Annotated in this window: 25 protein-coding genes; 17 read left to right on the top strand and 8 right to left on the bottom strand. The window is 69.2% G+C overall.

Annotated elements, in window-relative coordinates; genetic code table 11:
- The 4 genes from E1218_RS10665 to E1218_RS10650 form a co-directional block, all read left to right on the top strand.
- Positions 1-132: integrase core domain-containing protein (locus tag E1218_RS10665; RefSeq protein WP_165949223.1), on the top strand; the 132-nt coding region annotated here is incomplete at its 5' end.
- Positions 133-254: 122 nt separating this feature from the next.
- Complete coding sequence (locus E1218_RS10660) at positions 255-1358, top strand: IS110 family RNA-guided transposase (RefSeq protein ID WP_132318799.1); 1104 nt, start codon at positions 255-257, stop codon at positions 1356-1358.
- Between the two features lie 360 nt (positions 1359-1718).
- A complete protein-coding gene (locus E1218_RS10655; RefSeq protein ID WP_132318797.1) occupies positions 1719-2081 on the top strand; it encodes a hypothetical protein in 363 nt (120 codons plus the stop codon).
- Positions 2011-2697, top strand: a complete 687-nt coding sequence (locus tag E1218_RS10650; protein WP_407657599.1) for an acyltransferase domain-containing protein — start codon at positions 2011-2013, stop codon at positions 2695-2697. Before E1218_RS10655 ends, E1218_RS10650 begins: the two co-directional genes overlap by 71 nt.
- A gap of 107 nt (positions 2698-2804) precedes the next feature.
- Here the strand turns inward: E1218_RS10650 and glmM are convergent, their stop codons facing one another.
- Genes glmM through rplM form a run of 3 tightly spaced genes read right to left on the bottom strand, consistent with a single transcriptional unit; the run spans position 2805 to position 5159 of the window.
- Positions 2805-4151 (bottom strand): phosphoglucosamine mutase, encoded by a 1347-nt coding sequence (gene glmM / locus E1218_RS10645; RefSeq protein ID WP_132318793.1) that lies wholly within the window; start codon positions 4149-4151, stop codon positions 2805-2807.
- Between the two features lie 7 nt (positions 4152-4158).
- Positions 4159-4680 (bottom strand): 30S ribosomal protein S9, encoded by a 522-nt coding sequence (gene rpsI / locus E1218_RS10640; RefSeq protein WP_132318791.1) that lies wholly within the window; start codon positions 4678-4680, stop codon positions 4159-4161.
- A gap of 35 nt (positions 4681-4715) precedes the next feature.
- Entirely contained in the window at positions 4716-5159 is a 444-nt protein-coding gene (gene rplM / locus E1218_RS10635; RefSeq protein ID WP_132318789.1) for a 50S ribosomal protein L13, read from the bottom strand.
- A 276-nt stretch (positions 5160-5435) separates the two neighbouring features.
- Between rplM and E1218_RS10630 the strand changes: the two genes are divergently transcribed.
- The 13 genes from E1218_RS10630 (at position 5436) to E1218_RS10570 (ending at position 17275) form a co-directional block, all read left to right on the top strand.
- The gene (locus tag E1218_RS10630) at positions 5436-6722 is read left to right on the top strand and encodes a citrate synthase (RefSeq protein ID WP_233712141.1); all 1287 of its coding nucleotides are present in this window, start codon (positions 5436-5438) and stop codon (positions 6720-6722) included.
- Positions 6723-6941: 219 nt separating this feature from the next.
- Positions 6942-7319, top strand: a complete 378-nt coding sequence (locus E1218_RS38180) for an SDR family NAD(P)-dependent oxidoreductase (RefSeq protein ID WP_407657598.1) — start codon at positions 6942-6944, stop codon at positions 7317-7319.
- Positions 7320-7323: 4 nt separating this feature from the next.
- Positions 7324-7470: a hypothetical protein gene (locus tag E1218_RS35990; RefSeq protein WP_165949222.1), complete on the top strand. Its 147-nt coding sequence runs from the start codon at positions 7324-7326 to the stop codon at positions 7468-7470.
- Between the two features lie 203 nt (positions 7471-7673).
- On the top strand, positions 7674-8681 hold the full coding sequence (locus E1218_RS10620) for an NAD(P)/FAD-dependent oxidoreductase (RefSeq protein WP_202865901.1): 1008 nt from the start codon (positions 7674-7676) through the stop codon (positions 8679-8681).
- Positions 8682-8780: 99 nt separating this feature from the next.
- A complete protein-coding gene (locus E1218_RS10615; protein WP_132318783.1) occupies positions 8781-9782 on the top strand; it encodes a LacI family DNA-binding transcriptional regulator in 1002 nt (333 codons plus the stop codon).
- Positions 9783-9845: 63 nt separating this feature from the next.
- Positions 9846-11102 (top strand): ABC transporter substrate-binding protein, encoded by a 1257-nt coding sequence (locus E1218_RS10610; protein ID WP_132318781.1) that lies wholly within the window; start codon positions 9846-9848, stop codon positions 11100-11102.
- Entirely contained in the window at positions 11099-11950 is an 852-nt protein-coding gene (locus E1218_RS10605; RefSeq protein WP_202865900.1) for a carbohydrate ABC transporter permease, read from the top strand. Before E1218_RS10610 ends, E1218_RS10605 begins: the two co-directional genes overlap by 4 nt.
- Positions 11943-12770: a carbohydrate ABC transporter permease gene (locus E1218_RS10600; RefSeq protein WP_132318779.1), complete on the top strand. Its 828-nt coding sequence runs from the start codon at positions 11943-11945 to the stop codon at positions 12768-12770. Before E1218_RS10605 ends, E1218_RS10600 begins: the two co-directional genes overlap by 8 nt.
- Positions 12771-12779: 9 nt before the next feature.
- A complete protein-coding gene (locus E1218_RS10595; RefSeq protein WP_132318777.1) occupies positions 12780-14123 on the top strand; it encodes a sulfatase-like hydrolase/transferase in 1344 nt (447 codons plus the stop codon).
- A gap of 137 nt (positions 14124-14260) precedes the next feature.
- On the top strand, positions 14261-14719 hold the full coding sequence (locus E1218_RS10590) for a DoxX family protein (protein WP_132318775.1): 459 nt from the start codon (positions 14261-14263) through the stop codon (positions 14717-14719).
- Positions 14720-14756: 37 nt separating this feature from the next.
- Complete coding sequence (locus E1218_RS10580; RefSeq protein WP_233712140.1) at positions 14757-16133, top strand: SbtR family transcriptional regulator; 1377 nt, start codon at positions 14757-14759, stop codon at positions 16131-16133.
- A 28-nt stretch (positions 16134-16161) separates the two neighbouring features.
- On the top strand, positions 16162-16707 hold the full coding sequence (locus E1218_RS10575; RefSeq protein ID WP_132318773.1) for a CGNR zinc finger domain-containing protein: 546 nt from the start codon (positions 16162-16164) through the stop codon (positions 16705-16707).
- A gap of 28 nt (positions 16708-16735) precedes the next feature.
- Positions 16736-17275, top strand: coding sequence for a GNAT family N-acetyltransferase (locus E1218_RS10570; protein WP_132318771.1), 540 nt, complete (start codon positions 16736-16738; stop codon positions 17273-17275).
- 11 nt (positions 17276-17286) lie between these two features.
- On the opposite strand, the gene E1218_RS10565 is transcribed toward E1218_RS10570, so the two are convergent.
- From E1218_RS10565 to E1218_RS10545, 5 genes are all read right to left on the bottom strand, one after another.
- The gene (locus tag E1218_RS10565; RefSeq protein ID WP_132318769.1) at positions 17287-18969 is read right to left on the bottom strand and encodes an ABC-F family ATP-binding cassette domain-containing protein; all 1683 of its coding nucleotides are present in this window, start codon (positions 18967-18969) and stop codon (positions 17287-17289) included.
- Between the two features lie 79 nt (positions 18970-19048).
- Positions 19049-20338, bottom strand: a complete 1290-nt coding sequence (locus E1218_RS10560; protein WP_132318767.1) for a zeta toxin family protein — start codon at positions 20336-20338, stop codon at positions 19049-19051.
- A complete protein-coding gene (locus tag E1218_RS10555) occupies positions 20335-20628 on the bottom strand; it encodes a hypothetical protein (protein WP_132318765.1) in 294 nt (97 codons plus the stop codon). The genes E1218_RS10560 and E1218_RS10555 overlap by 4 nt, the downstream gene beginning before the upstream one ends.
- 27 nt (positions 20629-20655) lie before the next feature.
- Positions 20656-21435 (bottom strand): hypothetical protein, encoded by a 780-nt coding sequence (locus tag E1218_RS10550; RefSeq protein WP_132318763.1) that lies wholly within the window; start codon positions 21433-21435, stop codon positions 20656-20658.
- Positions 21428-21949 (bottom strand): SigE family RNA polymerase sigma factor, encoded by a 522-nt coding sequence (locus E1218_RS10545; protein WP_233712139.1) that lies wholly within the window; start codon positions 21947-21949, stop codon positions 21428-21430. The genes E1218_RS10550 and E1218_RS10545 overlap by 8 nt, the downstream gene beginning before the upstream one ends.
- Positions 21950-21957 lie beyond the last annotated feature (8 nt).

Here is a 21957-nt window from a genome sequence, read left to right as displayed (position 1 = left end):
GAATCAACCCACCATCGCAACGCGGCCCTACCCCACTGGCTCCACTTCTACAATCATCACCGACCCCACAGCTCAATCGGCGCCCAGCCACCCATCACCCGACTGACCAACGTCCCTGGACATCACACCTAGACGGTATGACGTGACCGTCTCGGGTTGAGGTGGTTGCGGGCCGGGGCCTCACTCACAGAGATTCGTGGGTTACCGAGTAGGGGCTGCCTGCTCGGCCTATCCGACAGTTGTGGGAGGCCCCGGTGTTTACCGAGCGTACGAGTGTTGGGCTGGATGTGCACGCCAGGTCGGTCGCGGCAGCCGCGATCGATGGCGTGACGGGTGAGTTGTTCCAGGCCAAACTGACTCCGTCACACGAGCACATCCGGTCCTGGGTCGCCGGTTTGCCGGGCCCGGTCGCGGTGGCCTATGAGGCAGGGCCCACGGGGTTTGGGCTCTATCGGGTGTTGAGCGCGGCCGGGGTCAGGTGCGAGGTCGTCGCGCCGAGCAAGCTGCAAAGGCCGGCCGGTGACCGGGTCAAGACCGATGCCAGGGACGCTGTGCATCTGGCGCGGTTGCTGCGGTTGGACGAGGTCACCGCGGTCGCGATCCCGACCATCGAGCAGGAGGCCGCCCGCGACCTCGTCCGTGCCCGCGAGGACTGCCGCAGCGACCTGATGCGCGCCCGGCACCGGTTGTCGAAGTTGCTGCTGCGCCACGGCATCGTCTACGACGGCGGCGCCGCCTGGACCGGTAAGCACGACGCCTGGCTGCGCAACGACGCACTCCCACGGCTGACCTCGACAGCCACACGTCTGACCTTCGACGCCGGCTACGAGACAGTGCTCGCGACCAAGGCCCGTCGTGACCGGCTCGACGTCGCGATCGAACAGCTGGCCGCCGACTCTGAGTTCACTCCACTCGTGCGGCGTCTGGGCTGCCTGCGCGGCATCGGCACCCTGACCGGGTTCGCACTCGCGGTCGAGATCGGCGACTGGCGCCGGTTCACCGGCAACTCGATCGGATCGTTCGTCGGGCTCATCCCGGCCGAGTACTCCTCGGGCGGATCACGCGCCCTGGGCCCGATCACCAAGACCGGCAACGGTCACGCCCGCCGGCTGCTGGTCGAGGCAGCAGTGCCATCACAGCACCACCGGCCCCGCTACCGGATCGGCAAAACCCTGCGAGACCGCTGGGACCTCGCCCCGGCCACGGCCAGAATCCGCGGCGACGAAGGAAACCGCAGACTGCACCAACGCTGGGTCCGGTTCATCGACCGCCGCAAACGCAGCACCGTCGCGAACATCGGGATCGCCCGCGAACTGGCCGGCTGGTGCTGGTCACTGGCCGTCCTCGAAGACACCTAACCTCACCGAGCTGCTTCGTCAGCGCCACAGGCTCGCCGGCAGCGCGTGGAACGACCCGCGACACTTCTATGAGCAGCCCCCTGGGCGACGCTCGTTCCTAGACACGCGGGAACCGTTCCAGCCGAAACAACCGTCCTGCGGTAACCAACCCACGCATATCAGACTGACCGCGCGTCGACACCGACACGCTCGCCGAGCCAGCCGACGAAGCACGAGGCGCCCGCCCCGGAACAACCCACCGGGACGGGCGCCTCACCCTGCCCTTGACAGAAACTCACTCCATATCAGAAGTCGTGCATTTGGGCTGCGGCCCGTGGTGTCATCGCCCAGTACGCATCGGCCTGCTGGGAGGACGAGAACGTGTTGGGGCTTTCGGAAAACGCGGTCGCCTGGTTAGGAGGTCTGGAGCCCGCGAGCGACGTGAGGCTTCCGGATGACGTCGAGGCAGCGAGGATGCTCAAGTTCTGTGGGGTTTCGGAGCAGGACCGGGATGACATGCTCGCGGCTCGGCCGGATCGGTCCCGGGATGCCGACTGGTGGACGGTACTGGGTGCGATGGTGACCGATCTCGACCGCGGGATGGACCAGTCGATCGAGGCGAGCGGGTTCATGGCCTGGCCTGTCCTGTCGGAGGCACCGGTCGGATCGTTTCGTGGCGGCCTGGGCGTTGGTGTCCAGGTTGCCGCGGCTGCTCGACGTACATGCGCGGCGCGGTGTGCCTGAGTCCATCAGCAAGGCGTCGGTGTCTTCCCTAGGTGGAGTGCTGTCGACGCACCGGCAGGTGACCGGCCGGGCCGGGGCCGGGCTGTTTCCGCTGTGGGGTCCGCCGTTGCGGTTCCGGAGCGCCGACGTCCAGATCGGCCGTCATTCGTTCACTCGGGCTCAGCTCGCGCTCGGCGACGGGCCCGCGGGGTACGGGTTGATGATCCACGTCCCACCGATCGGGCCGCTCGACGCCACCGCCTCGGAGGAGTCGATCTCGGCCGCCGAACGGTACTTCGCGCAGTGGTATCCCGAGGAGCCGGTGACGGTCTTCTCGTGTACGTCGTGGTTGCTCGATCCGCAGCTCGCCGAGTACCTGCATCCGGAGTCGAACATCCTGCGGTTCCAGCGCCGGTTCACCCTGCTTCCGGAGCTGCCGCCGGACGACCCGCACGAGGGCGATCGCGAGATGATGCGTCTCGGCCTCCAGGTGACACCTCCGGAGAGGTCGCTCGAGGCCGAGGATCTCGCCCGGGTCCCGCAGCACACCACGCTGCAACGGGCGTTCGTGGCGCATCTACGCTCCGGCCGGCACTGGGCCAAACGAACCGGCGTCCGCCTCCCGGCCGCGCCCTGAACCCGACAAGAAACGGGACCTGGGACAGGGAACGGCGACCTGGGACCTGATATTTCAGGTCCCAGGTCGCCAGAGGGTGTTTCAGGTCCCCAGAAGGTGGACGACGCTCAGAGCTTCAGCGAGGTCGCGACCACGTCAGCCAGCGAGTGGGCGATCTCGTGCGCGACGTCCGAGGACTCCGCTTCGACCATGACCCGGACCAGCGGCTCAGTGCCCGACGGGCGGAGCAGCACGCGGCCGGTGTCGCCCAGCCGGGCGGTGGCCTCGGCGACCGCGGCCTGGACGGCCGGGTCGGTGCCGGCGCGGGACTTGTCGACGTTCTTCACGTTGACCAGCACCTGCGGCAGCCGGGTCATCGCGCCCGCCAGGTCGCTCAGCGTCTTGCCGGTCTGGGCGACCCGGGCGAGCAGCATGACCGCGGTCAGCGTGCCGTCGCCGGTGGTGGCGTGGTCGGACAGGATCACGTGCCCGGACTGCTCACCACCGAGCTTGTGGCCGCCGGCCTTCATCGCCTCCAGCACGTACCGGTCGCCGACCTTGGTCTGCTCGACCGCGATCCGCTCCCGGACCATCGCCTGGACGAAGCCGAGGTTGCTCATCACGGTCGCGACCACGGTGTCGTTGGACAACCGGCCGCTGTCCCGCATCGCCAGCGCCAGGACAGCGAGGATCTGGTCACCGTCGACCAGTTCGCCGTTCGCGTCGACGGCCAGGCAGCGGTCCGCGTCGCCGTCCAGGGCGATGCCCAGGTCGGCGCGGTGACCGACCACCTCGCGCTGGAGGCCCTCCAGGTGGGTGGACCCGCAGTCGAGGTTGATGTTCAGTCCGTCGGGGGCGGCGGCGTACGTGATCACCTCGGCACCGAGCCGGCGCAGGGCCTCCGGCGCGGTCTGCGAGGCGGCGCCGTTGGCGCAGTCGATCACGACCTTCAGGCCGTCGAACCGGTTCGGCGCGGACCGGACGAGGTGCGAGACGTACGTCTCGAAACCCTGCCCGTCGTCGAACACGCGGCCGACGGCGGCACCGGTCGGCCGCTGCCACTCCTCGCCCATCCGGGCCTCGATCGCGTCCTCGATCGCGTCGTCAAGCTTGATCCCGCCGCGGGCCAGGAACTTGATGCCGTTGTCCGGCATCGGGTTGTGGCTGGCGGACAGCATCACGCCGAGATCGGCGCCGGTCGAGCCGGTCAGGTAGGCCACGGCCGGGGTCGGCAGGACACCGAGCCGAACCACGTCGACGCCTGCGCTGGCCAGACCGGCCACCACGGCGGCTTCCAGAAACTCACCACTGGCACGCGGATCCCGCCCCACAACGGCGCGCGGCCGGTGCCCTTCGAAGGCACCGGCCTCGCCGAGTACGTGAGCTGCCGCGACCGAGAGGTCTAGCGCCAGCTCCGCGGTCAGGTCCACGTTCGCCAGGCCACGGACTCCGTCCGTGCCGAACAAACGACCCATCAGACAATCAGCGCTTGCTGTACTGCGGCGCCTTGCGGGCCTTCTTGAGACCAGCCTTCTTCCGCTCCTTGATCCGCGCGTCGCGGGTGAGCAGACCGGCCTTCTTCAGACCCGGGCGGTTCGCCTCCTGGTCGGCCTCGTTCAGGCACCGGGCGACACCCAGCTGCAGCGCACCGGCCTGGCCGGTGATGCCGCCGCCGTTGATCCGGGCGATCACGTCGTACGAGCCCTCCAGGCCGGCGACGACGAACGGCTCGTTCACGTGCTGCTGGTGCACCTTGTTCGGGAAGTACACGTCGAGCGGCTTGCCGTTGATCTTCCAGTTACCGCTGCCCGGGACGATCCGGACGCGGGCGACGGCCTCCTTGCGGCGGCCGGTGGCGCCGGCCGGGTTGATGACCGCGACCCGACCCGTCTCGGCGCGCTGCTCCGGAGTCGGGTTCGTCTCGGAGGTGTAGGCGACCGGGCCCTCGTTGTCGATGGGGACCTCGGGGTCGAACTCTTCGGTCTCGGTGGTGATGTCGCTCACGCTGAAAATCCTCGTTTACCTGGCTCGTCGATCGCTTACTGGGCGATCTGGGTGATCTCGAACGGCTTCGGCTGCTGGGCGGTGTGCGGGTGCTCCGGACCGGCGTACACCTTCAGCTTGGTGAGCAGCTTCCGGCTCAGGCGGTTCTTCGGCAGCATGCCCCAGACAGCCTTCTCGACGGCCTTGCGAGGGTCCTTCTCGAGGATCTCGCCGATCGGCGTGGCCGTCAGACCACCCGGGTGACCCGAGTGGCGGTACGCCAGCTTGTCCGTCCGCTTGGTGCCGGACAGGGCGACCTTGGAGGCGTTGACGACGACGACGAAGTCACCGCCGTCCACATGCGGCGCGAACGTCGGCTTGTGCTTGCCGCGCAGCAGGGTGGCGATCTGGACGGCGAGCCGACCGAGCGTGACGTCGGTGGCGTCGATCACGTGCCACTCACGGGTGACGTCAGCAGGCTTCGGGCTGTACGTGCGCACGGTCGTTGACCTTCGTTTCTCAGAGGTTGACAAGACTGGTACGTCGGCGAGCGGTCCACCGACGGGGCTGGGACCTGGAACGCACAACAGCAGCCCAGAATACCGGCGCTGTCGCCCCCGGGTCAAAGCGGGCACATCTCCACCGGGGACCCCGGCTTGGAAGCAGACCCCGACCGCACTAGTTTAGCGGTGAAGATTGCAGTCCGAACCGCGTCCCGCCGGCTGACGATAACCCTCACTCACCAGGCGATGACGCCAGCTTCCGAAGAGGGCATTGTGACCGATCAGTCGCTCACCGTCCGGGACAACCGGACCGGCAAGGACTTCGACCTTGCCATCACCGATGGCACCATCCGTGCCGCCGATCTCAAGCAGATCAGCGCATCCGACGGCGACGGTGGCCTGGCCACCTACGACCCCGGGTTCGTGAACACCGCCTCCTGCCGTTCGTCGGTCACCTTCATCGACGGCGACAAGGGCATCCTGGAGTACCGCGGGTACCCGATCGAGCAGCTCGCCGAGCAGTCGAACTACCTCGAGGTGGCCTACCTGCTGGTCAACGGGAAGCTGCCGAACAAGGCGGAGTACGAGGCCTGGGCGCACGACGTGACGTATCACACGTTCGTGCACGAGAACCTGAAGACCTTCATGCAGGGCTTCCGGTACGACGCCCACCCGATGGGCATGCTGCTGGCCTCGGTCGGTGCGCTGTCCACCTTCTACCCCGAGTCGCGCAACATCTTCGACGAGGAGTCCCGGGCGCTGCAGATCCGGCGGCTGATCGCGAAGATGCCGACGCTGGGCGCGTTCGCCTTCCGGCACGCCCAGGGCAAGCCGTACGTCTACCCGGACAACGAACTCAGCTACACGGCGAACTTCCTCTCCATGCTGTTCAAGATGAGCGAGCCCAAGTACGCCGCCGACGACCGGCTGGTGCGGGCCCTGGAGATCCTGTTCATCCTGCACGCCGACCACGAGCAGAACGCCTCCACCAACGCGGTCCGGGCGATCGGCTCCACCCAGGTCGACCCGTACACGGCCGTTGCCGGCGGCATCGGCGCGCTCTACGGCCCGCTGCACGGCGGCGCCAACGAGGCCGTGCTGAAGATGCTCCGCCGGATCGGCTCGGTGGACAACGTCCCGTCGTTCATCGAGGGCGTGAAAGCCGGCGACGAGCGGCTGATGGGCTTCGGCCACCGGGTCTACAAGAACTACGACCCGCGCGCCAAGATCATCAAGAAGGCCGCCGACGACGTGTTCGAGGTGACCGGCATCAACCCGCTGCTGAAGATCGCCGTCGAGTTGGAGAAGATCGCGCTGGAGGACGAGTACTTCGTCTCCCGCAAGCTCTACCCGAACGTCGACTTCTACTCCGGCCTGATCTACGAGGCCCTGGAGTTCCCGCCGGAGATGTTCACCGTCCTGTTCGCCATCCCGCGAACCTCGGGCTGGCTGGCCCAGTGGCTGGAGATGCTGAACGACGGCGACCAGAAGATCGCCCGCCCCAAGCAGATCTACACCGGCGAACGCGGCACCCAGTACGTCCCCATGGGCGACCGCTGACCTACCCTCCAGAACGGCCCCTCGCACACCGAGGGGCCGTTCTGTGTGTGGAAGTCAAGGGACGGCGTCAACGGCGGGAGCGGTTAGCTTCGGGTGGTGGAATCACTTGTGCGGAAGGTGGCGCTGGTCACCGGGGCCAGCCGTGGCTGGGAAGGAGGATCGCTCTCGGGCCCGGCGAGCAGGGAGCGACCGTCTGCGTGACCGGCCGGACCGAGGCTGGTGGTCAGCCGACGATTCCGCTCGACGGCACCGTGCAGGCGACGGCCGACCGAGGTGACAGCCATCGGCGGGCGCGGGATCGCGATCGCCTGCGACCACCGCGACGACGAGCAGACGAAGCAGGCCGCAGCTCAGGTGGCCGCTGACACCGGTCGGCTCGACGTGCTGGTGAACAACGTCTGGGCGGCTACGAGTTCTTCTGGGACGGCACGAAATTCTGGCTGCCGGCGACAAGCCTTACCGGCCCACCCCGCCTTGACGACCGATGAGCACCCCCACGACGGCTTCTGGTCCAGCTGGCCTCGGGCCTCGCCGCGGTCGGGCAATGGACCGATTGCAGGAACCTGCAACGAGTTCGACGGCTCATTCGACCGCTGACAGGTTGACGTCCGGCCCTCGGGCCCGCTGCAACAAGAACTTCGACGAGAACCGGACGATCCGCTTCCACGCGATCAAGTACAACGCCCAGAACAACGCCTTCTCCGACCCGTCCGAGTGGGAAAGCACCTCCACCGGCCCGGCCAACTGACCCACCCGCCGACGCAGTGGGTCCGAAGGAACCGCACACCCGGCGGCCTCCTTCGGACCCACCCCGTTCTCCACCGATTCCGGCACGGTATGGACGACCATCACCACCGCCCCCGGTCGCCGTGGGCAGAAAATGGCCGAGCCGGCGCGGCTGCGAATGCTAGCGTCGCGGAGATGTCGAGCCCACTGATTGGCAGAGCCCTCGTGGTGGTCGGCGCCGGGATCGTCGGCGCGTCGGTGGCCTATCACGCCGCCCGGGCGGGCGCAGCCGTGACCCTTGTCGACGCCGGGCGACCGGGCGGCGGGGTGACGGCCGATTCCTTCGCCTGGGTCGGATCGTTCGGGGTACTCAACAGTCCCGCCGCAGGTCCCGCCGCCGCCGGCCTGCGGATCGGTGCGACCGACGAATACCGTCGGCTCGAGGCGGAACTGCCGGGGCTTCCCGTGGCCTGGACCGGATCTCTGTCGTGGCGGGCGGGAGAGAGCGCGCCGGAAGTCCGTCCTGGACAGGAGATCGTCGACGCGGCCACCGCGGCGGCGCTCGAGCCCAACCTGCGGCAGCCGCCGGACTGGGCCGTCTGGGCGCCTGGCGACGCCGCCGTCGATTCGGTGGGCGTGACCGAGCGGCTGATCGCGGGCGCCCGAGACCACGGCGCACAAATACACCCGGATACCCCGGTCACCGCCGTACGACGAGACGCGGAAGGCCGCGTCGCCGGAGTCGAGACGCCCGCAGGACCTCTTCCTGCAGCGACCGTGGTCCTCGCAGCGGGTGCGGCAACCGCCGCGCTGGGCGCGCCGCTGGGTGTAAGCGTCCCCGTCGACCCGTCGCCGGCCACGCTCTTCCGATTCCACGCCCCGGCCGGGCTGGTCCGCACGCTGGTCAACACTCAGGACTTCGATCTTCGGCAGGTCGCCGAGGACCGGATCATCGCCGCCGCGGATTCTCCGGAACACACCCTGGCCGCCATCCGATCAACCTTCCGCGGCGCTGAGAGCGTCGAGCTGCTCAGCTCCCGGGTCGGCCGGCGCCCCATGCCGGCCGACGGCGAGCCGATCATCGGCCCCGTGGCCGAGGTTCCCGGCCTGTACCTGGCGGTGATGCACGCGGCAATCGCGCTGGCTCCGACCGCGGGCCGGCTGATCGCGCAAGAGCTGGTCAACGGCAGCACCGAGCCGGCGCTGACACGCTGCCGCCTCGACCGCTTCTAGCCCCGACAACGACCCGGAGGGGTCACGGTGGTTAATGTCTAGTGAATTAACCAACTATCGAGTATTGACCGCTTCTCAGCTCAGGTTAATGCTTTCACCATGAGGAGGGAAGGGCGTACGACGCTTCGCGAGGTGGCGGAGGCTGCCGGGGTTTCGGTGGCTACGTGTTCGTACGTGCTGAGCGGGCGGGCGGGTCGGACGACCCCGTTGCCGGAGCCGACCCGGCGGCGGGTCGAGGAGGCCGCGCAGAAGCTCGGGTACAAAGGGAACACCGCCGCCCGGAGCCTGCGCCGGCAGCGGTCGGAGTTGATCGCGCTGGTGTACGCGCCGCCGGTCGGGCCCTGGCTGGACCGCCTGACGATGCAGTGCGAGGACATCGCGGCCGCGCACGGCTACTCCGTCATCGGAGTCCCCGTACGGCGTCTCGATCGGGCCGCCCAGTCGCTGCGGGTCATCACCCGCGGGCACGTGGACGGCGCCATCTTCGCGCCCGGTCTCAGCGACGACATGGAACTCACCGCCGCCCGGCGATCCACGCGGGCGTTGATGGCCTTCAGCGACCACCTGGACCTCGAGGGCGTGGACGTCGTCCGCAACAACGTCCGTCAAGCGGTGGCCGACGCCACCGCGTACCTGCTGGGTTCAGGCCGGGAGCGGATCGCGTTCCTGTCCCACGCCACCCCGCACGACGACCGGTACGCCGGGTACGCCGACGCCCTGCGCGCGCACGGGCTCGACGCCGACCCGGAGCTCGTCCGGATCGGGGCGGCCTCGCGGGAGGAGGCGGTCGTCGTGGTCCGCGACCTGCTCAGCTCGCCGAACCCGCCGGACGCGATCGTCTCGGAGTCGGACCGGGGCGCGTTCGCCGCACTGCAGGCGGCGGTCGACCGCGGCTTCAAGGTGCCGGACGACCTGGCCGTGATCGGCACCGGCAACACCCTGGAAGCGACCTACTCGTCGCCGCCGCTGACCAGCGTCGGCATGTACCAACTCGATTTCACCGAAATGGTCGAGGCACTGTTCGCGCGGATCGACGACCCCACACGGCCGGCTCGGGAGCTGTCCATGCCCTGGGTGCTGAACCATCGCGACTCCGCCTGACCACCGCGAGAGCCGGCGCCTCGCCGCCCCCACCGCAGTCCGCCGTACCCGAAAGGTTCCGTCATGCCATCTCTCGACCGCCGCTCGTTCCTCCAACTCGGGCTCGGTGCCACCGTCCTCGGCGCGGTCGGCACCGGCTGCTCGCCGGCCACGCCGGCGGCGCAAAAGCAGGACGCTCGGACGTTCACCATCTACTGGAACGCCGGCCATGGCTACCAGGTCTACAAGGACGTGATCGACCAGTTCGGCAAGGATCACGACCTGGAGATGAACTGGCAGAAGTTCCAGTGGCCGGACCTGACCACCAAGCTGACCGCGGACTTCCGGTCGGGCAACGTGCCGGACCTGGTCGAGGAGGTGAGCGCCGGCACCGGGACGCAGTACGGGCTGGCCGGCAACGTGCTCGCGCTGGACGAGTTCGCCACCGCGGACCAGGCGTTCGGCTTCCCCGGCGACTTCATCGACCAGGCCGTCGTCGCCCGGCAGTACGAGGGCACGACGTACTCGATCCCGCTGCACCTGACCGCGAACGGGCTCGTCTTCTACAACAAGGAGATGATCGACAAGCCGCCGGCGACGTGGGACGAGTTCCTCGACCTCGCCCGGTCGACCACCAAGGACAAGGTCAGCGGTACGGCGCTCAACTCGGACGCCAGCTACGCGGCCCCGTTCTACAGCCAGCAGAACGTCGACTTCAGCCAGGTCGGCGCGAAGCAGTTCATGGTCCCGCAGGACGGTGCCCGGAAGGCGCTGCAGTTCATGCAGGATTTGATCTTCACCCACAAGGCCTCCCCCGCGCCGGTGGCGACGACGGACTACTCCGGTCCGCAGAAGCTGTTCTCGGCCGAGCGGGCGGCGATGTTCGTGTCCGGACCGTGGGACATCGGCCCGATCCGGCAGGGCAGCCCGGACATCGATCTCGGTCTCGCGGTCCCGCTGACCGGGGCGGTACAGGCCTCGTCGATGGCCGGCTCCGGCCTGATGATCCCGGCGAAGGCGAAGGATCCCGAGCTGTCGTGGGAGCTGATCACCAGGCTGACCGCGGTGAAGACCGAACTGGCCGCCACCAAGGAGTCGGGGATGTCGATGCCGCGCAAGAGTTGGGCCGCGGACCCGGCCGTCGCCGCCGACCCGAACCTGGGCACGATCGCCAAGGCCCTCGCGGTGGTCGCCGACCAGGACGTCGCGCTGGCGGCGAGCGGCAAGGCCGCGCAGATCACCGAGCTGTGGAAGAAGGCCTACCAGCAGATGATCATCCAGCACGCTCCGGTCGAGCAGACGCTGGCCGACTTCCGCAAGCAGGCCGGGGCCGCGCTGTGATCCGTCGGCGTCAAGCGGCGACCGCTTGGCTGTTCCTCACGCCGGCGGTGCTGTTCTTCACCCTGTTGTTCTTCCTCCCGATCGGCAACCAACTGCTGACCGGACTGTACGACGCGGACGGCGTCTCGTTCGTCGGGCTCGGCAACTTCAGCCGGGCCCTGAGCGACCCGGAGGTCGTGCACTCGTTCCTGATCACCCTGCTGTACGCCGCGGGCACGCTGATCGTCGGTACGGCGGTGGGCCTCGGACTGGCCGTGATCCTCAACCAGGCGCTGCCGGGGCGCACGCTGTTCCGCTCGCTGCTGCTGATCCCGTACCTGACGTCGGTCTCGATCGTCGGCCTGCTGTGGCGCAACATCCTGGATCCGCAGGTCGGCATCCTCAACCGGCTGCTCGAGTCCCTCGGCCTGCCCGGTCAGACGTGGCTGAGCACGCATCCGCTGGCAACGATCGTCGGCATCACGGTCTGGTCCGGCGCGGGCTACACGATGGTGCTGTTCCTGGCCGGCCTGCAAGGGATCCCCGGCCTGTACTACGAGGCCGCGCGGATCGACGGTGCCGGGCCGTGGCGCCGGTTCTTCGCGATCACCCTGCCGCTGCTCGCGCCGACGACGCTGTTCGTGTCGATCATCGGGTTGATCAGCACGTTGCAGCAGTTCGCGCTGCCGTACATCGTGACCGGGGGCGGCCCCGGCAACGCGACCTCGCTCTACGCCCATCGACTGTTCATCGTCGCGTTCAACGACAACGACTTCGGGTACGCGTCCGCACTCTCGGTCCTGCTGCTGATCGTCGTCCTGGTCCTGTCGCTGGCGCAGTTGCGGATCGGAGACCGGGCCAATGCGTGAGCGACTCTTCCCGGGCGACCGGTTGGCGGCGTACGTCGTCCTGGGCGCGCTCGGCCTGGTCACCGTGCTGCCGCTGCTCTACATGATCGTGCTGGCGCTGCAGAGCGACGCCGAGGTGCAGTCGGGTGATCCGGTGCTGTGGCCGGCCGAACTGCAGTGGAGCAACTTCACCCGGTTGTTCGAGGCGGCGCCGTTCGGGCGGTTCTTCGTGAACAGCTTCGTGATGGCCGGCGCGATCACGGTCGCCCACCTGATCTTCGACCCGCTCGTCGGCTACGTGTTCGCGAAGATGGACTTCCCCGGCAAGCGGATCGCGTTCGTCGCGGTGCTGTCCACGCTGATGGTGCCGTTCTTCGTCCGGATGCTGCCGATCTACGCGATCTTCGCCAACCTCGGCTGGATCGACAGCTACCAGGGGCTGATCGTGCCGTTCCTAATGGACGCCTACGGCATCTTCCTGATGCGGCAGTTCATCAAGCCGCTGCCGGACGAGCTGATCGAGGCAGCCCGGGTGGACGGCGCCGGCGAGTTCCGGATCTACCTGCGGGTGATCCTGCCGCAGTGCAAACCGGCGATGGCGGTGCTCGGCCTGTTCACCTTCGTCTTCCAGTGGAACGAGTTCCTCTGGCCGTTGATCGCGACCAGCCGGACGGAGATGCGCACCCTGCCGATCGGGCTGACGCTGTTCAACCAGGAGTACTTCACCCAGTGGAACCTGACCGCCGCCGGCGCACTGCTGCTGTTCGTCCCGACCGCGTTGTTCTTCGTGATCACCCAGAAATTCCTGGTCGAGGGCATCGCGCTCTCCGGCCTCAAGTGAGGATTGTTGATGCGCCCCAATGTGATCGTCTTCTTCACCGACCAGCAGCGCTCCGACACCGTCGGCGCGGCCGGCAGTCCACTCGGTCTGACCCCCAACCTCGACCTGATGGCCCGTCACGGCACGATGTTCGAGTCCGCGTGCACCACGAATCCCGTCTGCGCACCGGCCCGGGCCGCACTGCAGACGGGCATGTACCCGACCAATACCACCGTCTTCCGCAACAACGTGCCGCTGCCCACGGACGCCCCGACACTGGGCCGCCTCTTCGGCGCTGCCGGCTACCAGACCGGCTACATCGGCAAGTGGCACCTCGGCACCCAGGACCCTGTCCCGGTGGAGGAGCAGGGCGGGTACGACTTCTGGCTGGGCGCGAACCTGCTCGAGTTCACCTCGGACGCGTACCGGACGGTCGTGTACGACCGGGACGGCGAGCCCGTCCGGCTTCCCGGCTACCGGCCGGACGCCCTCACCGACGCGGCGATCCGCTTCGTCGCCAGAGCCTCGGGCGACGACCGCCCGTTCATGCTGTTCCTGTCGCTGATCGAGCCGCACCACCAGAACGAGCACGACGACTACCCGGCCCCCGAGGTCTACCGCGACACCTACAACGGCGCCTGGCTGCCACCGGACCTGGCCACCCTCCCGGGGACGGCGCACCAGCACGCCGCCGGGTACTACGGCCAGATCAAGCGGGTCGACGAGTGCCTTGGCCGGCTCCGCGATGCCCTGATCAGCTTGGACCTGCTCGACGACACCCTGGTCGTCTACACCTCCGACCACGGCTCGCACTTCAAAACCCGCAACAACGAGTACAAGCGTTCGCCGCATGACGGGTCGGTCAGGGTCCCGCTGGTCGTGGAGGGCCCTGGCTACCGCGGTGGTACTCGCGTCGGCGTACCCGTCAGCACGGTGGACGTAGTCCCGACGGTGCTCGACGCGGCCGGGATCGAGTTGCCCGAGCACCTGGACGGCGTACCGCTCCGGGAGCGCACGACGAGTGCCGGCGTGCTGATCCAGATCAGCGAGTCGGAGGTCGGCCGTGCACTCCGGACGGGCCGGTGGAAGTACTACGTGCACGCGCCGGACGCGGGCGACGTCCCCGGAACCGACCGCTACACCGAGCGGGCGCTGTACGACCTCCAGGCCGACCCGTACGAGTTGGACAACCTGGTCGACAGCGCCAACCACCAGGAGATCGCGGCCGAACTGCGGGCCGCCCTGATCGCCGAGATCGCACGCATCGAGCGGCAGACCGTCACGATCGACGCCTACCCCGGCATTCGCGACCGCGGGCGGTTCCCCGAGACCACCGTCCGGCGGCTGAAGCTGGACGGTCGCCGGCTGGAGTGAACTACTCCGCCAGGACTCAGGGCATCCCTGAGTCCTACGCCGGCTGCGGTACAGGAAGTGCCGTCGACTGCCCGACGCGGCGGACAGGTGGTTTTCGCGACGCTGTTGACACATCGATCGCGACAGGAGAAACCACCATGAATGCCTTGCTCTTCAGGGAAAACAAGCTGGCCGACTGGCTCGGGCGGCGAAGTGTCGACATCCTCCGGGTCAGCCTGGGGCTGATCTTCCTGGGCTTCGGCGTCCTCAAGTTCTTCCCGGGTGCGAGCCCGGCGGAGGCGCTGGTGATGCGGACGCTCGACACGCTCACGCTCGGCATCGTCGAAGGACGGAACGCCGTCCTGCTGACGGCGCTGATGGAGTGCTTCATCGGGCTGACGCTGGTCACCGGCAAGTTCCTGCGGACCGGGCTGCTGGTGCTCGGGCTTTCGCTGGTCGGGATCATGTCGCCGCTGGTGCTGTTCTTCGGCGACCTGTTCCCGGGGACGCCGACGCTGGAAGCGCAGTACGTGCTGAAGGACATCGTGCTGGCGGCCGCCGGCCTGGTGATCGCGGCGAAGGCCCTGGCCGCGTCACCACTGCGGCTGCGGGCGTGAGGGTTGGCCATGTGGAGATGGCCCCGGGCGGGCTCAGTTGCCTCGGTCCGGGGCCATCCGGCGCCTCTGCCGTCTACGACGCGGCAGGGGCATTCGCCGGTTCCGGGAGTCCGCCTCGAAGCTCGCGATCGCGGAGGCGCTGACCGCGGCCGGGTCGGGCGCCGGCGCGGAGGCGACGAAGGCCGGCAGCGGCCTGCGGGCCGCGTTCGGCACGCTCCTCACGCGCGCCCAGGACGCCGGCGCCGTACGGCGTGACGCCGGGCCGGCCGAGGTATACGCGCTACTGATCGGCGCCTCCCCGGGGCGCGACCTCGCTCGCGCTCGAGCCGGATGTCCGCGACCGGATGCTCGCGCTCGTCTACGACGGCCTGCGTCCGTGAGGCAGCGCTGGCAGAACTGGTCCCGCAGACGCCGAGTCCTGATCGGTCTCGCACTCGCCTTCGTCGTGCTCGTGCCGCTTCCGCTCGGCGCGTACGCCGGGTCGCTGCAGGTCCGGTACGCCGGTGACCCGGCCGCCGAGGCGCAAACCCGGAACAACGACGCCCTGTGGCTCGGCCATGCCTGGGTGGACGGGCGGAAGACCGAGGCCGACGTGACCGCGCTGGCCCGACAGCTCGAAGACACTGGCATCCGGGACCTGTACGTCCACGCCGGCCCGCTGGAGCACGACGGAACGTTGCCAATCGCAACGGTGTCGCCGAAGGCGCGGTGGTTCACGTCGGCGATGCGGGCCGCGGCTCCCGGCGTCCGCGTGCAGGCCTGGCTCGGCAACCTCGTGCAACCCGGCAAGAACCCGGGCCTGGACCTGGACGACGCCGCCGTGCGGACCCGGGTCGTGGCGTCCGCGGCCGCCGTCCTCGATCAGGGCTTCCAGGGCATCCACTTCGACTTCGAGCCGGTGCATTCCGGGTCGACCGGATTCCTCGCCGTACTCGACGAAACGCATGTGCTGACCGACCGGCACGGCGTACCGCTGTCGGTTGCGGCAGCTCAATTGGAGCCGCTCCGGCGAATCAATGCCCTGCCGTTGGCACTCACCGGCGAGGGCAAGTGGTGGTCTCAGAACTATTTCGCCGAGGTTGCCCGCCGGGTCGAGCGAATCGCCGTGATGTCGTACGACACCGCGATGCCGCTGGAGTCCTTGTACGGCGGCTATGTCGCCCAGCAGACCGCACTGTCGCTGGCGGCGACGCCGGCGTCGACCGACCTCCTGATGGGCCTGCCCGCCTACTGGGAGAGCAACCCCTCCCACTGGGTCACGCGGAGACCGTCGCGGCGGCCGTCCGCGGCGCCCGCCTCGCTCTGGGCACTTCGGACCGGCAGAACTTCGGTCTGGCCGTGTACGTCGACTTCACCGCCACAGCCGCCGACTGGGCGGCGTACCGCGACGGCTGGTGCGTATCTCCCTAGCTGACGGATAAATCTACTGTTACCGTCAGCATATGGAGTTTCCCCTACTCGGCACCGAGCCGCTCGCGGTCGAGTTCGCGAACACCTGGTACGACGACGGCGCGGTTGACTACCTGGCGACGCCGGAGCTCGTCCGCGGCTGGTTCCAGGCGTACGGCGACGCCCACGACGCCGGCGTGCACCGAGTGCCGACGAGGGACGCCGGCCGGGTCCGCGAGTTGCGCGGCCACGTCCACCGCCTGCTGGCGGCGGTCGCCGACGGCCGGCACCCGGGCCCCGATCCGATCGCGGCCGTCAACGACTGTGCCGCACTGGCGTACTCCTCGGTGCGGCTGACGTGGCCGTCAGGCGGGCGCCCGTCGGCGTCGACGGACTCGGCGACCTCGGGGACGACCCGCCTCCTGGCAGCACTCGCGAGCGAAGCGATCGAGTTGGCCGCCGGGGATGACCGGATCGGCCGGTGCGAAGGGCCCGGCTGCCGGATGTTGTTCGTGCGGACGCACGGACGACGGCGGTTCTGCCACGCCTCCTGCAGCCAGCGCGGACGCCAGGCCCGCTACTACCGGAAGACGCATTGAATCGTTTTCACCGTCAGAGGGGATCATCATGACCTACCGGTTCCGCCGGCTCACCCGGGACGACTTCGGCCTGCTCGCCGAGTGGCTGGCCCACCCGCACGTGGCACGCTGGTGGAACCACGAGACCAGCCCGGAGGCGGTCGAGCGGGACTTCGGCACGAGCGCGGACCGGCGTGAGCCGTCCGAGGACTGGCTCGTCCACCTCGACGACGAGCCGGTCGGGCTGATCCAGCGCTGCCGGCTGGCCGACTACCCGGAGTACCTGACCGAGTTCGAGAAGCTCACCGAGGTCCCCGCGGGCGCGCTCACCGTCGACTACCTGGTCGGTGAAGCCAGTCGGACCGGCCGAGGCATCGGCACCGGGATGATCGCGGCCATGGTCGCCGACAGCTGGACGGCGTACCCCGACGCCGAGGCCGTCATCGTCGCGGTCGTGGCGGGCAATCGGCTGTCGTGGCGGGCGCTGGAGCGTGCCGGGTTCCGGCGGGTCGCCGAAGGGCCGATGGAGCCGGACAACCCCATCGACGACCCACTCCACTACGTCTACCGCGTCGACCGCCCGAGCTGACGCGGCGAGCCTCAGCGAGCCCGCTCGACCCGGCCTTCGTCCCAGACCGGTTCGTTCGACTCGTACACGGAACCGTCGGCGCCGAACACGAGGTACCGGTCGAACCCACGGGCGAACCAGCGGTCGTGCGTGACCGCGAGCACCGTCCCGTCGAAGGAGTCGAGCCCCTCCTCCAGAGCCTCCGCCGACTCCACGTCGAGGTTGTCGGTCGGCTCGTCGAGCAGCAGCAGCGTGGCCCCCGACAGCTCGAGCATGAGGATCTGGAAACGGGCCTGCTGACCACCGGACAGGCTGTCGAACGTCTGCTCGGCCGCGTGCGCCAGCTCGTACCGGTCCAGTTTCCGCGAGGCCAGCTCGCGGCCCATGCCCTCCCGGTGCTCGTCACCGCGGTGCAGGATTTCCAGCAGAGTCCGGCCCACCAACTCCGGGTGCTCGTGCGTCTGCGCGAACCATCCGGGCCGGACCCGGGCACCCAGCTTCGCGTTGCCGCTGTGCGCCACCGGAGCGATCTGTACGTCGCCGACCGGCCGGTGCTCGACATCCGGATCGGAGCCGCCGTTGGCCAGCAGTCGCAGGAAGTGCGACTTGCCGGACCCGTTGGACCCCAGCACGGCCACGCGTTCGCCGTACCAGACCTCGAGGTCGAAGGGCTTCATCAGACCGGTCAGCTCGAGGCTCGTGCAGACCACCGCACGCTTGCCGGTACGGCCGCCGGTCAGCCGCATGCTGACCTTCTGCTCGCGCGGGATCGCCTGCGGCGGCCCGGCCTCCTCGAACTTGCGCAGCCGGGTCTGCGCGGCCCGGTACCGGGACGCCATGTCGGAGTTGTACGCCGCCTTCTGCTTGTACATCAGCATCTGCGCACGAAGCTTCGCGTGCTCCTCGTCCCAGCGCTTGCGCAGTTCCTCGAACCGCTCGAACCGGTGCTGCCGGGCCTCGTGGTAGGTCCTGAAGCCGCCGCCGTGCGTCCACACGGTGTTGCCGGCGGCACCGAGCTCGACGGTGACGATCCGGGTCGCGGTATTGGCCAGCAACTCACGGTCGTGGCTGATGTAGAGCACGGTCTTGTCGGTGGCCCGGAGCTGCTCCTCCAGCCAGCGCTTCCCCGGTACGTCGAGATAGTTGTCCGGCTCGTCGAGCATCAGGACCTCGTCGGGTCCGCGCAGGAGGGCCTCCAGGACCAGGCGCTTCTGCTCACCGCCGGACAGCGTCTTCACCTCCCGCCAGCGGCAGCGGTCGAACGGGATGCCGAGGGCGGCTGTCGTACACACGTCCCAGAGGACTTCGGCGTCGTACCCGCCGACCTCACCCCAGTCGGCGACGGCCTGGGCGTACCTGAGCTGGGTCTTCTCGTCGTCGGCCTCTATCATCGCCAGCTCGGCCTGGTCCAGCTTGGCCGCGGCGGTTCGGATGGCCTCCGGCGCGACCGACAGCAGCAGGTCCCGCACGGTCGACGAGTCCCGCACCGAGCCGACGAACTGCCGCATCACGCCGAGCCCGCCGGACCGCGAGATGCTGCCGCTGTGCGGTTTCAGGTCCCCGGCGATGATCCTGGTCAGCGTGGTCTTGCCGGACCCGTTCGCTCCGACCAGCGCGACCTTGGCTCCGTCGCCGACCCGTAACGTGACGTCGTCCAGCAACACCCGCCCGTCCGGCAACTCGAAGCCGACCCCACCGACATCTACGTGACCCATCGCACCAGTCTGACAACCCGACCCCAACCAGGCGAGCGGATATCGCCACCGGGCCGAACCGGCGGGTCGCTGTCAGGCGTCACCTGGAGTCGCGGGCGCTCTCACCGGGGCCGTGCTCGCCGCGCGCCGGGCCGGCGGACGGGCCGCGGTGATACCGCTGCGCGGGCTGCGCCGCGTCCGCCTCCGGCTGCGGGTGCGCCCCGGCGCCTGGTGCTGTGATGGCACTCGCCGGCGTCTGCTCAGCCTGCAACCGAACGCCGAACTGCTGCCAGTCATGCTCTCTCCGCCCGGCTTGGTCATGTCCGGCGCCCTCCTGCTGCTGCGTCAGGTGCACAGTCGGCGCGAACTGCGGACGCGGCGGGAACTGCTGAGCAGATGGTTGAGGGATGGGTGGCTGATGCCCGGGGTGAGTCGGCTGCTGGAGCTCTGGGCCGGTTGCCTGGCGGGTCGATGCCGGGGCGCCGCGTTGTTCAGCGAAGCGCCGGTGTTCGGCGAGCTTCGGAGCGGCCAGCTGCTGCAGCCGGCCGAGCAGCCGGCGGCCTTCGTCGGAAGCCATCAACGGCATCGCCTTGAAGTGGTCCTTGATCGGCCGGTCGGCGAGCGCGGCGAGCCGGTTCCACCCGCGGTGGAAGTGATTCACCTCCCGGTCGGTCCACGGCCGGTTCCGCTCCGCCTCGATCGCTGCGCGGCTCGAGCCCGGCGGGTGCCGCCACAGACCGTTCTTCCGCTCGTTGGTGAAGACCGGCTCGGCCTCTCCGCGCCGGTACACGTGCACGGCGTCGGCGAGCCGGTGTGCCTCGATCGCCTCCGCGGTGCCCAGCATGTCCCGGTAGATCTGGTCGTGCTGCCCCGCGCCGATCCAGCGTCCGTACCCCGACTCCTGCCGGCCGTCGACGAAGCGCTCCATGATCCCGAGCTGGCTCTGCGCCTCGTGCACCGCCGCGAACGCGACCTCGACGCGGTACCCCTTGTCCTGGAACTGCTTCATCAGGTCGAGGTCGTACTGGCCGGAGATCGGGAACGGCACGACCACGTCCAGCTGCCGCGCCTGCACGTCCTGGAGGGCCCAGCCGCGCCAGATCGCCGCGTCCTGGCCGTAGACGGCGGCCGCGGTGTAGTCGTTCTCGAGCGCCCCGCTCGCGTAGCCGGGGTGCTTGTCGAGCAACTCGTCGTGGTCGAGGACGTACGCGGTCTTCATCCCGAGGCGCTCGATCGCCGCCGCCTGCATGGTGGTCTTCCCAGCGCCGGGCTGGCCCGCGATGAACAGGACCGTGGGCCGCCGCAGCATCGGCCGGCGGTGCTTGAGGATCCCACGGCGGATCCGCCGCAGGTACACGTCCTGCAGTTGCTCGTTCGGCAGCCTGCTCACGACAGCCCGGCGCGGACCCGGGCCAGCAGCTCCGGGAACTCGGCGTTGATCCTCGCGATCCCGGCCTTGTCGTCGGGTGACAGCGTGCGGCGGAGCTCCTCGTAGCCGTCGGACTCGTCCGCGAGCCGGTCGGCCTCGGCGTCGTCACCGGCGGCCTCGGCCGCGCCGATGCGAGCGCTGTACGCCGCGATCACCGCGCCGATCCGCCGGCGCGCCGACTCGAACGCGCGCTCGTCGTCGAGCGACCAGCGCGGACCCGGTTGTGCGTTCTGGTTCCCCGTGTCGGTCATGACGTGGCGGATTCTACCGGCCGGAGGTCACCAGCCCTCGAGGGCGTTCAGGTAGGTGCTGCCGGTGGGGCGGGTGCTTCCGATCATGAAGAGCTTGAGTGGGGCGGCGTACAGGCCGTACGTGCGGGAGCCGGTGAAGAAACCGGGGGTGTCGCAGCCGTCGTACTGCACCCAGATCTCCTTGACGCCGGCGGAGGTGTCGAAGCGCAGCACGATCGCTTCCTTCGCCTGCGCGAGCTGCGGGGTGCACTTGAACACCGGAAGGTCCGGGTTCCGCTCCGGCAGCACCTTGATCGCATCGACCACCTGCTGCGCGATGCCGGCGTTGAGGCTGTGCTGGCCTAGCAGCATGGGTGCGTCCGGGGTGAGCCGGTAGCGGCAGGCCTCCAGCCCGAACACCTGGGTCTCCAGGTCCAGCCCGGTCCCACGAGGTACGGCGCTCGCTCCGCCGGGTGACTGGATCACGTGATCGGCCGGGCAGGCCGGCCCGGACTCCGTCTGTGGGGGCACCAGACCTGGCGACGTCCGGCCCGATCCGGTTCCGGAACTGCCCTGCTCCGCGCTGCTGTCGCTGGTGCTCGAGGCGATCGGCGACGGGTCACCGATCGCGTTCCAGACACCTCCGATCGCGGCCGCCACCACCACCGCGGCCGCGGCCATCGTCATGCCCTGGCGGCGTTTGCGGACCCGCCGGCGCGCCTCGGCCGCCAGCGCACTGCCGCGCGGCCCGGCGGCCGCGGCGGCCCGGCGCTGGAACGCGTCGGCGATCTTGGGGCCGAGCTCCTGCTCAGGCTCGTGCTCAGGCATCCTCGGCTCCTTCCTTGCTCAGCGTGGTCTTCAGTGCGGCCAGTGCCCGGTGGACGTGGGACCGGGCGGTCGCCTCGGCGCAGTGCAGCAGTTCAGCGATCTCGGCGTACGAGAGCTCCTCGTAGAAGCGCAGTACGACGGCTGCCCGCTGCTTGTCGGGCAGCGTCGCGCAGAGCGCCCAGACCGCGTCGGACTCCGCCCTGTCCACGGCACCGTCGGGTGCCGGCGGCCCGCTCCGGACCGGGTCGGCGATCGGTGCCTCCCGGCGGCGGAAGCGGCGCCACCAGGAGATGTGCGCGTTCACCACCATCCGTTTCACGTACGCCTCGGGGTCGTCGGCGCGGCTCACCCTTCCCCAGCGGGCACAGGCGGTCGTCAGGGCGTCCTGCACCGCGTCCTCGGCCAGGTTCCTGTCCCCGGTCAGGACGTAGGCGAAGCGCAGCAGCGCGTCCGCCCTCTCGGTCACCCAGAGCTCGAAGTCCAGCTGACCCGTCCGTGCCTCTGCTGCCGCCAAGGCTGCCT

Origin of the sequence: Kribbella turkmenica, assembly GCF_004348725.1 — a bacterium.
GTDB lineage: Bacteria > Actinomycetota > Actinomycetes > Propionibacteriales > Kribbellaceae > Kribbella > Kribbella turkmenica.
Note: the sequence above shows the minus strand (reverse complement) of the source record. Positions and strands in the feature narration are given on the sequence as shown.

Excerpts from the sequence above, each read along its gene's own strand:
- glmM (WP_132318793.1), bottom strand. The coding sequence starts at position 4,151 with ATGGGTCGTTTGTTCGGCACGGACGGAGTCCGTGGCCTGGCGAACGTG.
- E1218_RS10615 (WP_132318783.1), top strand. The coding sequence starts at position 8,781 with ATGAGGAGGGAAGGGCGTACGACGCTTCGCGAGGTGGCGGAGGCTGCC.
- E1218_RS10610 (WP_132318781.1), top strand. The coding sequence starts at position 9,846 with ATGCCATCTCTCGACCGCCGCTCGTTCCTCCAACTCGGGCTCGGTGCC.
- E1218_RS10600 (WP_132318779.1), top strand. The coding sequence starts at position 11,943 with ATGCGTGAGCGACTCTTCCCGGGCGACCGGTTGGCGGCGTACGTCGTC.
- E1218_RS10595 (WP_132318777.1), top strand. The coding sequence starts at position 12,780 with ATGCGCCCCAATGTGATCGTCTTCTTCACCGACCAGCAGCGCTCCGAC.
- E1218_RS10590 (WP_132318775.1), top strand. The coding sequence starts at position 14,261 with ATGAATGCCTTGCTCTTCAGGGAAAACAAGCTGGCCGACTGGCTCGGG.
- E1218_RS10575 (WP_132318773.1), top strand. The coding sequence starts at position 16,162 with ATGGAGTTTCCCCTACTCGGCACCGAGCCGCTCGCGGTCGAGTTCGCG.
- E1218_RS10570 (WP_132318771.1), top strand. The coding sequence starts at position 16,736 with ATGACCTACCGGTTCCGCCGGCTCACCCGGGACGACTTCGGCCTGCTC.
- E1218_RS10565 (WP_132318769.1), bottom strand. The coding sequence starts at position 18,969 with ATGGGTCACGTAGATGTCGGTGGGGTCGGCTTCGAGTTGCCGGACGGG.
- E1218_RS10555 (WP_132318765.1), bottom strand. The coding sequence starts at position 20,628 with ATGACCGACACGGGGAACCAGAACGCACAACCGGGTCCGCGCTGGTCG.
- E1218_RS10550 (WP_132318763.1), bottom strand. The coding sequence starts at position 21,435 with ATGCCTGAGCACGAGCCTGAGCAGGAGCTCGGCCCCAAGATCGCCGAC.